The organism is Enterococcus silesiacus, assembly GCF_001886225.1.
GTDB classification, from domain to species: Bacteria; Bacillota; Bacilli; order Lactobacillales; family Enterococcaceae; genus Enterococcus_L; species Enterococcus_L silesiacus.
Map to the genome: position 1 here is coordinate 13,437 of NZ_JXLC01000018.1, position 12,295 is coordinate 25,731.

Genomic DNA, 12,295 nt, shown 5'->3' on the forward strand with positions numbered 1-12,295 from the left:
CCATCAAAAGAGAAGGGTTGGTATTATGGTCATTTACTTAAGAACAGCAACAGCAGCTGACCTACCTGAAATAATGCAAATCATCTATGCTGCTCGTCGGCTACTTGAAAAAAATAAAGTTCCTCAATGGCAAAACGGTGAAGGTCCGAATGTACTACAGCTAGAGCAAGATATTGCCCGTCAGCAGTGCTATCTATTGATTGTCGATCAACATATTGCTGGCCTTGGAATCATTTCGACAGATAAAGAAGCGCCATATGAACAGATAAAAAAAGGTCAGTGGCTGGAAACTACAAGAGATTATGCGGTGCTTCATCGTGTTGCACTCGCTCCTGCTTATCAAGGTAAAGGTCTGGCATTGACGTTAATGAATTTTCTGGTTACTGTTGCTAGGTTAAGCGATCATCTCGATATAAGAATCGATACACATCCGCAAAATATAGCCATGCAGCAACTAGTAAAAAAAGCGGGTTTCGTTTACCGTGGGGATATTTTACTCCCTGTACCTGATGGTGAGCGTGTAGCCTATCAATTAATCTTGTCATAAGATCACATCTTATTTATTATTATTCAGCAGGATTCACTTTAATATAATGAAATAGGTGAGCAGACCCCCACTCTACGAGGGGGTTCTGCTCACCTAAAATCAGTATAGAATAAGAAACGTTACTTCTGTTCCTCTTTCAAGAAAAATTATTTTAAGACTTGTTTAGCAATAAAGCTTGAATATTTTACTTGGCCCTCCACATTTGGATGAACACGATCATCATAAAACCACTCTTCATGCTCATTACTGTAATTGTACCAATCCAATACAACTAAATTTTTGTATTTCTTTTTCATTGTTTCCAACATTCCATTGACTTCGTTTTGCCATCTACGCGTTGGAACTCGGACGTTGATCCAGTAAACGTTACGTTTAGAACCAATCGCCGTCATAAATTCATCAAATTGTGCTTCTGTAAACGATCCATTTGTTCCAAGTCCAACCAAAACATTATTTTTCAATAGCTTCTCTTTGTCTAGCTTTTCAATAGTTGGGGTGCTAGTGTACAACTGTCTGCCAACTTCTCCATCGACAATCATTTTAGGGAAAATTTCTTGTAGACCTGCTGTTGCATCCAAAATAACCGAATCACCAAAAGCTGTGATCTCCATTTCTTGAGCTTTCTTGATTTCTTCTGCCGTCAAATCAAGATTCGCTTGTGGTGCTACAGTTGACTGCTTAGTAGAATCTGTTGTTTTTCCTTCGTTTTTAGCTTTTTCTTCGGCTTTTCTCTGATCAGCTTTCTTTTTGTTGGCTGCGATATTTTTTTGGAGTTGCTCTTGTTGGGCAGTAACTTCATTGGAAGGAGCCACGGCCAAAGCAAATAGTGCAAAACAAGATAGAACCACACTGATTAAAGCCGTTATTTTCGGTACAGCAACCCACGGTTTGCGGAAAAAGTCTTTGATAGCAAACCAAGTATACTGATAATAGAATTTTCCCAGTGGTTTTTCAATAAACCGATAAGAAAGTTCACTGATACCCAAAATCAAAGCAATCTCAATTAGCGAGTGTAAAAGGACATGATCACTTAAATTTTTGATTTTTGCTTCATAAAAAATCATAACTGGAAATTGATACAAATAAATACCATAGCTTCTTTTTCCAAACCAGCTAAATATAGGATTGGTCAGCCAACGATTTAAATCTGCTCCAGGATGGGCAGTCACTGCAACCAATAACGTTGCAAAAATGCTGACAATAAACATACCACCATAGTATACAAAAGCAAAGTGATCTGCTAAAAATAAAAAGGAAATTAATAGGACAGCTAGTGACGCAATACCTACTCCATTTAATAGTTTTTTTGCTTTTATCGGAATTTCTTCTTTTAAACGGAAACTTGGCCAAACAAATGCTAAACCACTTCCCATCAATATTGAAAATAGCCTTGTATCTGTTCCATAATAAACTCTTGTTGGATCTGCTCCTGGAGTGTACAGAGCAGCCATCAAAATCCCGGACCCCACGGCCAATGCCATAATTAATCCAAATATTTTCCCACTGTGTTTTACATACTTTTTAAGGACAATAAATAACAAGGGCCAAATCAAATAGTTCTGCGCTTCAACGGCAAGTGACCAAATATGAGTGAATGGTGACTGCGTAGTAAATCGATCAAAATATGAAAATCCTCTAAAGATCTGCCACCAATTATTATAATATAACACGCTGCTAGCAACCACACTGCGCAAGTTATTCAGTAAGTCTCTTTGAAAAAATACAATATATGCTGATGCCCCAACCAGCATGGCAATAAGCCCGGGGTACAGCCGTTTCATCCGGCGAATATAAAAGCCTTTAACATCGATTGTTTCATTTTGAAGCCATTCTTGTCTTAGTAAATCCGTAATCAAATATCCAGAAACCGCAAAAAAAATAGGGACGCCTAAATAGCCCCCACGCATGATATTAGGGAACAAGTGATAGAGAATCACGCCGACAACCGCAATAGTTCGGATCCCATCGAACCCGGTAATATAACGGCGATTTTCTAACCTTTTTTTATTATTCATTTATATTTTCCAACTTTACTAGTATTCTTTTTTGTAATTCGAGTAATTTTTAACAAAGGAAACATGATTTGAAAATGACAGATGATAGAAAAAATAAGTCGCGTTTGACCAAAAAAGGTGGTCTGTTGAAGTGTAGAAAAATTTCTATCTGGCTCATGTTCTTTGACGGTCGTTGTTTTTCTGACCGATTTAATGTAGTAAGTTAAATATACGTTCTTTCTTAACAAATGGCAAGGACTCTCCCTCTGATTCTTAATTTTTTTAAGTAAATTTTAGACATTTTTTTCTGGACAAAATCAAAGTGGTGAAAACGAACTAAAAAGGAGACTTTTAACGTCTTTTATTTTGAGTAAAAAGACTGTTTAATAAATGTAATATAATCTTGCAACTCAAATTTTGCTCATCTATTATGTTACACATTCTTTTTATTTAACCTAGCTTTTTTGACAATAACATATCTGTACTCTGTTCTATTTTTTGATGTAATACCCCTGTCATTTTTAACTAAAAATAGTAGAGCTATCCCAAAAGTTGATAAAAACTTTTGGGATAGCTCTACTACTCATTCTTCTTTAAACTTAACACTTTATTTCTTTTAAACAAGTAATGCGTATAATGATGGATTATCACTTAAATCAATATATTTAGGATCAAATTCCGCCATTTTATCTAACAAATTCGGTAATTCTTCTTTATTTTTCAATAAAATACCTAAGACAACAGGTCCAGTACCACGATTCACTTTTTTTGTATACTCAAAACGAGTAATGTCATCATCCGGTCCTAAGATATCCGTTACAAACTCTCTTAAAGCTCCTGGACGCTGAGGAAAATTGATTACAAAATAGTGTTTTAATCCTTCAAAAATCAATGAGCGCTCTTCAATTTCTTCCATGCGATTGATATCGTTATTACCACCACTAATTATACAGACAACATTTTTTCCTCGAATATCGTCTTTAATTAGTTCTAATGCGGAAACACTCAAGGCACCTGCTGGTTCTACGACGATTGCTTGTTTTGTATATAATTCTAAAATAGTCGAACAGACTTGTCCTTCATCTATGGCTAATAATTTGTCAACATATTCAAGGGCATGCTCATAGGTTAAATCTCCGACTTGTTTAACCGCAGCACCATCTACAAATTTTTCCACGCTATCTAGCATTACTGGTTTTCCTTCATCAAAGGCCGCCCGCATAGATTGAGCTCCAAGCGGTTCTACACCAATAACAGCCGTAGTTGGACTGACATTTTTTGTATAGGCTGAAACCCCGCTGACTAAACCTCCACCGCCAATTGCTGCCAATAAGTAATCCACTTGAAATTCAGATGCGTTAGCTTCTTGAAAGACTTCTACTGCTACAGTTCCTTGACCAGCCATAATATTTAGATCATTAAAAGGATCGATAAATGCTTTGCTATTGGCTTTGGCATATTCTTTAGCAGCTTTAGCAGATGCATCAAACGTATCCCCAATCAATTGTACCGTTACTTCGTCTCCGCCAAAAAATTTTACTTGAGAAATTTTTTGCTGTGGTGTTGTTGTCGGCATAAAAATAGTTGCAGAAACGTTCATTTCATGACAAGTATAAGCTACACCTTGAGCATGATTGCCGGCGCTCGCGCAAACCACACCATTTTTCAGTTTTTCTGGAGAAGTTTGTTTAATCGCATAATAAGCTCCTCTTAATTTGAATGAACGAACTTTTTGCAAATCTTCTCTTTTTAAATAAACATTACATTGATATTTTTGAGATAGATACAGATCGTATTGTAACGGTGTTTTTGTCACAACTCCGTTTAGTGCATCATATGCTGACTCAATTTTTTCTTTTGTTAACTTCACCAAATTCCCCTCACCTCTTACTATGTAAAAAGTTGAGAAAAAAACTCTTTTTCTCAACTTTTAATTACTAGTTTAGTCTTCTCTTGATACAAAAGGCATCATTTTACGTAACTCTGCCCCAACTTTTTCAATTGGATGTCCAGCATTATCTTTACGCATTTGATTGAAATCTTTAAAGCCATTTTTGTTATCGTCGATGAATCCTTTTGCAAATTTACCATTTTGGATATCGGTAAGAACTTCTTTCATATTAGCTTTTGCTTCAGCAGTTACAACACGAGGACCCGAAACGTAGTCGCCGTATTCAGCAGTATTTGAGATAGAATTACGCATTTTCTCAAATCCCCCTTCATAAATAAGGTCAACAATCAATTTCAATTCGTGACATACTTCAAAGTACGCTAATTCTGGTTGGTAACCTGCTTCTGTCAAAGTTTCAAAACCTGCTTCAATCAAGCTGGTTAAACCACCACATAATACCGCTTGCTCCCCAAATAAATCTGTTTCAGTTTCTTCTTTAAAGGTTGTTTCTAATACACCAACACGCGTTGCACCGATTCCTTTGGCATAAGATAATGCTACATCACTCGCTTTGCCTGTTGCATCTTGATAAACTGCAAATAATGCTGGCACTGCAAATCCTTCTGTAAAGGTACGACGTACAAGGTGTCCTGGTCCTTTAGGAGCAACTAAGAAAACATCCACATCTTTTGGTGGGTTGATTACATCAAAATGAATATTGAAGCCATGACCGAATGCTAACGCATTGCCTGCTTCTAAATTTGGTGCAATTTCATTGTCATAAAGATCTCCTTGAATTTCATCTGGAGCTAGAATCATGACTACATCTGCTTTTTTAGATGCTTCTTCAACTGTTAACACATCAAATCCATCATTACGAGCAGCTTCTGCTGATTTCCCTTCACGAATTCCAATGATTACTTGATTACCATTATCTCTAAGGTTTTGTGCATGCGCATGTCCTTGTGAGCCGTAACCGATGATTGCGATTGTTTTACCTTCTAATTGATTGTTCTCTACTGAATTATCATAATATACTTTTGCCATTGTTAAACCCTCCAAATTTTTTATGCTTATAAGCGTATGCTTTAAGACCTATTTTTAGTTGTTGCCTCTAGTAAATCCTGTCACACCTGTTCGTGCTAATTGTTTAATACCGTAAGGTGCAACGACATCTACAAAAGCACTGATTTTTTCACTGGTGCCTGTGACTTGAATCACGACAGAACGTGTCCCAACATCGATTACATTCGCTCGAAATGGATCAATCACTGAAAATAATTCAGCGCGAACCGCTGCTGGTGCATTGACTTTGACTAATGCTAATTCTCTTTCTAAGTGTGCTTCATCCGTGATATCAGAAACTTTGATCACATCGATTTGTTTGTTTAATTGTTTGGTCACTTGTTCACTTTCGTTTAAATCTGCCACTTGGACAACAATCGTAATCCGCGAAACATCAGCTAATTCTGTTGGCCCTACCGAGATACTATCAATGTTTACTTGTCGGCGTGTCAAAACGCCACTGAAGCGATTTAAGACACCAGAATTATTATTGACTGTTGCTGTAATAATACGTCTCATTTTAGTCCACCCCCAGCATCTGATAGTTTGCTTTACCTGCCGGAACCATTGGTAACACATGTTCCGTTGGTGACACCATGACTTCAATCAACAAAGGACCCGTTTCCTTAAATGCTTCGGTCAATTCAGCTTCTACCGTTTTTGGGTCTTCTATTCTAATCCCTCTGATATGATAGGCTTCTGCCATCTTCACAAAGTCCGGCTGTGTTTCAAAAACTGATTCCGAGCGACGTTCACCGAAGAAGCTTTCTTGCCATTGACGGACCATCCCTAATGATCGATTATTCAAAATTACGATTTTGATTGGAATATCATAAACATTTAAAATTGCTAATTCTTGGTTTGTCATTTGGAATCCACCATCGCCAACAAAAAGAACGACCTCTTTATCAGGGCAACCTAACTTGGCACCAATTGCCGCCGGAACACCGTAGCCCATTGTTCCTAAGCCACCACTTGTCACAAGTTGCTTTTCATTTTTAAATGGATAAAACTGAGCAGCCCACATTTGATGCTGGCCTACATCAGTTGCAACGATCGCTTCACCTTTTGTCAATTCACCAATAAATTCAATGACCTTTTGTGGTTTGATTTCTGCTGTTTGTTCCTTATCATACTTAAAGGGATGTCGTTTTTTTCTAGAAAGATTCAGCTTTTTCCAATCTGTAGTATCTACGCATGCTACCTCGATGTTCAGCATTTCTTTTAAGGTTTCTTTCGCATCAGCTACGATCGGAATTTGCGTTTCGATCGTTTTACCAATTTCAGCTGGATCGATATCCACATGAGCAATCACTGCATTTGGGGCAAATTCTTTTGGTGCGCTAGCTAAGCGGTCATCAAAACGCGAGCCTATGTTAATCAAAAAATCACAATCAGTCAAAGCCATGTTTGCTGCAAATGAGCCGTGCATACCACCCATTCCCAGAAAGAGCTCATTATCGGTTGGTACTGCGCCTAGCCCTAGTAATGAGCTTAATGCTGGTATTTGATATTTGTTAATAAATGCTACTAGTTCTTTTCCTGCATCCGCATGTAGAACACCCGCCCCAACCAATACCAGTGGTTTTTTTGCAGTAGCTAATGCTTCCATCAACTTTTTCACTTGAAGTTTATTCGGTTTTATTGTTGGTTGATAACTTGGTAAATTTAGTTTAACTTCAAGAGCTGTATCAGTTTCCATTATCGTTATATCTTTTGGTAAATCGATCACCACAGGACCTTTTCTACCAGTCGTTGCTATATGAAACGCTTCTTCAATGATTCTCGGTAATTCTTTTGTTTCTCGAACTTGATAATTATTTTTTGTGATCGGCATTGTAAGCCCTAGAACATCGGCTTCTTGAAAAGCATCTTTTCCGATTCCCTCTGAAACTACTTGCCCTGTGAAAACAATCATTGGAATCGAATCACTCATTGCATCTGCGATCCCCGTGATTGCATTTGTCGCACCAGGACCACTAGTTACGATGACAACACCTGGTTTACCAGTCGCTTTAGCATATCCTTCTGCCGCATGAACGGCCCCTTGTTCATGTCTCGTTAAAATATGAGGAATATCACCATCATATAAAGCATCATATAGAGGCAGGACTGCTCCACCAGGATATCCAAAAATCATCTCTACTTCTTGTTTCAACAACGCATCAATTAAAATTCTTGAACCGCTTTTCATTTTTCTCTCTTGTTCTGCCATGAGCTGCCCTCCTCTAGTCTAGCAAATCTTCTGGAATCTGCATGATTCCTCCTGTATGAGCTGATGTTACCAATGCCGTATAACGAGCGAGGTATCCTGTTTTTACCTTTGCTTTGAATTTTGGCAATTGGTCATTTCTTTTCGCCAGCTCTTCATCTGAAACATGTAATTCTAAGGTTCGATTTATTAAATCAATCTCTATCTCATCCCCATCATGAACTAGCGCAATTGGACCTCCTGCTGCTGCTTCTGGGGAAATGTGACCGACAGCGATCCCGCGAGTCGCTCCTGAGAAACGGCCGTCAGTAATCAGAGCAACATCTTTCCCTAAGCCTCGTCCAACAATACTAGATGTTGGTGCCAACATCTCCGGCATACCTGGACCACCCTTTGGTCCTTCATAACGAATCACCACAACATGCCCTTTTTTCACGGTATGATTATCGATTGCAGCAACTGCTTCATCATGAGAACTGAAACAAATCGCTTTTCCTACAAATTTTTTGATAGATGGATCTACTCCACCGACTTTGATCACACTGCCTTTTGGTGCAACATTTCCATATAAAATGGATAAACCGCCAACTGGGCTGTAAGGATTTTCTTTTGGATGGATGACTTCTTCATTTTTAATTACCGCATCCTGAACATTTTCACGGATCGTTTTGCCTGTAACTGTGATGCGGTCTGGATGGATGGCATCGCCCAAATCTACTAACTCTTTCATGATTGCAGGAACACCTCCTGCTTCATGAACATCGTGCATTGAATAAGCAGATGATGGGGCAATTTTTGATAGGTAAGGAACCCGCTCTGCAATCGCATTAACTTCTTCTAAGTTGTAATCAATCTCTGCTTCATTTGCAATTGCCAATGTATGCAGAACCGTATTGGTTGAACCGCCCATTGCCATATCTAATGCAAACGCATCATCGATTGCTTCTTTCGTAATGATATCTCTTGGTTTGATTTGTTTTTTGACTAGATCCATCAAATGGAAAGCTGATTGCCGAACAAGTTCTCTACGTTCATCAGATACAGCTAAGATCGTTCCATTTCCAGGTAATGCCATTCCTAAAACTTCCATCAAACAGTTCATAGAGTTAGCCGTAAACATCCCTGCACATGAGCCACAAGTTGGACAGGCATTTTGCTCCATAAAGTTAAATTCTTCTTCTGTCATTTTGCCTTCTTTAAAGGTACCAACGGCTTCGAACATATTCGAAAGTGTCAACGTATGCCCCGTTGGATCAAGTCCAGCTTTCATTGGGCCACCTGAACAAAAAATTGCTGGTACATTCGTTCGAACGCTTGCCATTAGCATTCCTGGAGTGATTTTGTCACAGTTAGGAATATAAAATACGCCATCAAACCAATGTGCATTAATTACGGTCTCTGCAGCGTCTGCTATGATCTCTCTACTAGGCAACGAATAACGCATACCAATATGTCCCATCGCAATGCCGTCATCTACACCAATCGTGTTAAATTCAAAAGGAATTCCCCCAGCCTCACGAATCGCTTCTTTGGCAACGTCCGCTAACTCTCTTAAATGAACGTGTCCTGGAACTATATCAATATAAGAATTACAAATTGCTATAAACGGTTTGTTCATATCTTTGGCATTTTTCACTTGCCCAGTTGCATACAGCAGGCTTCTGGCGGGAGCCGCCTCTATTCCTTTTTTGATTTTATCACTACGCATTTTCATCCACTCCAATTCAGTTATCTCCATAAGAACTCATTTTTGATTCTTCGGATTCATTTTCTTATTTATTCCGCTCGCCTCTTTACAATACTTTCTACAAAAAAAGCACCCCATCAATTGAATGGGATGCTTTAGTAAGACCCCCATTTACCAAAGACAAACAGGACTCTAACATCTGCGAAATTTCTCAGTGTTCTAAGTCCTACACGATAAAATAATGACTAATACGTGATTGTTTGTCTTCTTCATGGCAATGGTCTCCTCTTTTGAAAAATCTATAAAGATTAAAATAGCATGTGATAAATAAAAGCTTTTGTTAACTATAAACCTAATAAATGAGAATGTCAATAAATTTTGGTAAAAATATTCAGAAAATTCCAAAAATGTTTGTATTCACTTTCTTACTTATTGTTTACCATTCATGTAATAATTAAAATCAAACGGTTTTAATACGCTATTCATCTTCTGAAATTCACATAATTCTCCTAACATTTACTCATCAAAATAAATTAAAAACAGCCGCAGCTCGAGTTTGCTCGAGCTGCAGCTGTTTAAATCTTAACCTCTTTGGAAATAATATAGAGGCTTATGTGTTAGACGTTTCATTTGTCTTTTCTTATCTTCAATGATCGAAAGTAGCTCTTCAGAGAAACTTTCTAAGATAACTCGACCGCCTTTATAGGTGCTTCCTCCCATTGAAATCACTTCATCAGGAGTCAAAATCACCTTTCTATGGGCAATCTTTTTGAAAAATTCTTCAATCAAATATGTAGGCAAATAGAAATTGTTTTGAGCTGAAAATGATTCCAAATAGATAAAATCATCAATGCTGATATAACAGTCATCCATTGAGATAAAATTTACGGATTTATCAACATAAATATCCCTTTTCTGTAAAATCTCATTGATCTTCTTGTTTAAAAGATTCAGTGTTTCTATCTCTTTGACAAAGTTCTCTAATTCTCGATAACGTACTGCTTTTCGTTCTTCGTACGTTACACGTAATGCAACACCAACTGATACAATCACTGCACCAATCAAGACACCGGTTATACCTGCGATAAAAACAACCATTCGGATTCCCTCACTCTTTCGTTCTTGTTTTTTCAGTATAACATATTCTTTCACAAGCGTAAAAAAAAAGAGAACTAAAACAAAAAATTAAGCGTTAATATGTTTTACTTTCGCTCAGAGCTACTTTTGCTCTTCCTTTTGTCTAGTAACCATTACTTACATTTTCCAATGAAACATTTAAACCGCCTCCTAGATCATTTTTCAGAGCTTTAAGGTTGACCTTTATTGACCAATAAAGTATACTTTTTTTAGGCATTACAGTAAGCTTTGTGATAAAATGGTTTGAAGAGTTTTTTATATAGGAGGAATATACTATGAATTTAATACCAACAGTTATTGAACAATCATCTCGTGGAGAAAGAGCCTATGATATTTATTCACGACTATTAAAAGATAGAATCATCATGTTAAGTGGTCCGATCGATGATAATGTAGCCAACTCAGTCATTGCCCAATTATTATTCTTGGATGCACAAGACTCTGAAAAAGATATCTATATTTATATCAATTCACCTGGGGGAAGCGTTTCTGCTGGATTAGCGATTTTCGATACAATGAATTTTGTTAAAGCAGATGTTCAAACAATCGTCCTTGGAATGGCTGCTTCTATGGGAAGTTTCTTGCTGACAGCTGGTACAAAAGGTAAACGCTTTGCATTACCTAATGCTGAAATTATGATTCATCAACCACTAGGTGGCGCACAAGGTCAAGCAACTGAGATCGAAATCGCAGCTAAACACATTCTTGATACACGTGATCGCTTGAATAAAATCTTAGCTGAACGTACAGGACAACCACTTGAAGTGATTGAACGTGACACTGATCGTGATAACTTTATGACCGCTCAACAAGCCAAAGAATACGGTTTGATTGATGAAGTAATGGAAAACAGCAGCTCTTTAAGCAAATAATAAAACCTGTGCCCAAAATTTCTTTTGAAAATTTTGGGCATTTTTATTTAAACTAAATGCAAAAAGCGCTACACTAAAGGTAGAAGAAATGAAAGGATGTTACTAAAATGGATATTTCAATTATTGATGCAACAAAAGTTACTACAAAAAATGGTTTGGCTATTGGAAAAGATTCGGCGCCAATAAAAATGGTCGAATTTATGAATGTTCGTTGTCCCTATTGTAAAAAATGGTTTGAGGAATCATTTGATTTATTAAATGAATATGTCAAAGAAGGCAAAGTTCAACGAATCATCAAGCTGTTAGATAAAGAAAAAGAAAGCTTGCAACGCGGAAACGTGATGCATCATCATATTAATTATGAGTTACCTGAAAAAGGCTTGACTGATCTGAAGCAAATGTATGATACACAAGATCAATGGGGCAATCTTTCTTTAGAAGATGTGGCAGTCTTTGCTGAAGATAATTTACAGTTAGCTAAAAAAGAAGAACCTGAGATCGTTCAATCAGTCATTGCTGAAGCCGAAGCTGCAAATATCAAGTTTGTCCCAACAATCGTGATTGGTGAACATATCTTTGATGAGTCTGTTACTAAAGAAGAATTGATTGGATATTTAGAAGGAAAATAAAAAAAGAGACAAAGTTATTTAGGCTTTGTCTCTTTTTTTTCAGTTATCTGTTCAGAACTCAATTGCTTATCCAATGAAGAATCTTCAATTTCTTTTTGAGCATCTTCTCCAAAACTCAAAATCTTATCCACATCTTCTTTTCCAAGAAAAGCCCCTAGACCTTCTCCGAGTTGCCTGATTTGTCTCATAATAAAATCTTTATCTTCTACGCCCATCAGATTCACCCATCTCTCTGCTATTTCCTCATAGCGATTCATAAGC

At 37.4% G+C, this 12,295-nt stretch carries 11 protein-coding genes; 3 read left to right on the forward strand and 8 right to left on the reverse strand.

Annotated elements, in window-relative coordinates:
* The first annotated feature begins 25 nt into the window (after positions 1 to 25).
* A complete protein-coding gene (locus RV15_RS12210) occupies positions 26 to 547 on the forward strand; it encodes a GNAT family N-acetyltransferase (RefSeq protein WP_071878326.1) in 522 nt (173 codons plus the stop codon).
* Positions 548 to 693: 146 nt separating this feature from the next.
* On the opposite strand, the gene RV15_RS12215 is transcribed toward RV15_RS12210, so the two are convergent.
* From RV15_RS12215 to RV15_RS12250, 7 genes are all read right to left on the reverse strand, one after another.
* The gene (locus RV15_RS12215) at positions 694 to 2,562 is read right to left on the reverse strand and encodes an acyltransferase family protein (protein ID WP_071878327.1); all 1,869 of its coding nucleotides are present in this window, start codon (positions 2,560 to 2,562) and stop codon (positions 694 to 696) included.
* 595 nt (positions 2,563 to 3,157) lie between these two features.
* Positions 3,158 to 4,411, reverse strand: coding sequence for a threonine ammonia-lyase IlvA (gene ilvA, locus RV15_RS12225; RefSeq protein ID WP_071878384.1), 1,254 nt, complete (start codon positions 4,409 to 4,411; stop codon positions 3,158 to 3,160).
* A gap of 72 nt (positions 4,412 to 4,483) precedes the next feature.
* Positions 4,484 to 5,479, reverse strand: a complete 996-nt coding sequence (ilvC, locus tag RV15_RS12230; RefSeq protein ID WP_071878329.1) for a ketol-acid reductoisomerase — start codon at positions 5,477 to 5,479, stop codon at positions 4,484 to 4,486.
* A 54-nt stretch (positions 5,480 to 5,533) separates the two neighbouring features.
* Positions 5,534 to 6,016 (reverse strand): acetolactate synthase small subunit, encoded by a 483-nt coding sequence (gene ilvN / locus RV15_RS12235; protein WP_071878330.1) that lies wholly within the window; start codon positions 6,014 to 6,016, stop codon positions 5,534 to 5,536.
* 1 nt (position 6,017) lies between these two features.
* Positions 6,018 to 7,712: a biosynthetic-type acetolactate synthase large subunit gene (gene ilvB, locus RV15_RS12240; protein ID WP_071878331.1), complete on the reverse strand. Its 1,695-nt coding sequence runs from the start codon at positions 7,710 to 7,712 to the stop codon at positions 6,018 to 6,020.
* A gap of 13 nt (positions 7,713 to 7,725) precedes the next feature.
* Complete coding sequence (gene ilvD, locus RV15_RS12245) at positions 7,726 to 9,417, reverse strand: dihydroxy-acid dehydratase (RefSeq protein ID WP_071878332.1); 1,692 nt, start codon at positions 9,415 to 9,417, stop codon at positions 7,726 to 7,728.
* Positions 9,418 to 9,978: 561 nt separating this feature from the next.
* A complete protein-coding gene (locus tag RV15_RS12250; RefSeq protein ID WP_071878333.1) occupies positions 9,979 to 10,494 on the reverse strand; it encodes a hypothetical protein in 516 nt (171 codons plus the stop codon).
* Between the two features lie 314 nt (positions 10,495 to 10,808).
* Here RV15_RS12250 and clpP point away from each other — a divergent pair, with 314 nt between their 5' ends.
* Both clpP and RV15_RS12260 read left to right on the forward strand, forming a co-directional pair.
* Complete coding sequence (gene clpP / locus RV15_RS12255) at positions 10,809 to 11,405, forward strand: ATP-dependent Clp endopeptidase proteolytic subunit ClpP (RefSeq protein ID WP_010760682.1); 597 nt, start codon at positions 10,809 to 10,811, stop codon at positions 11,403 to 11,405.
* Positions 11,406 to 11,512: 107 nt separating this feature from the next.
* A complete protein-coding gene (locus RV15_RS12260) occupies positions 11,513 to 12,034 on the forward strand; it encodes a DsbA family protein (protein WP_071878334.1) in 522 nt (173 codons plus the stop codon).
* Between the two features lie 14 nt (positions 12,035 to 12,048).
* On the opposite strand, the gene RV15_RS12265 is transcribed toward RV15_RS12260, so the two are convergent.
* Positions 12,049 to 12,291: a hypothetical protein gene (locus RV15_RS12265; RefSeq protein WP_245791361.1), complete on the reverse strand. Its 243-nt coding sequence runs from the start codon at positions 12,289 to 12,291 to the stop codon at positions 12,049 to 12,051.
* Positions 12,292 to 12,295: the final 4 nt, after the last annotated feature.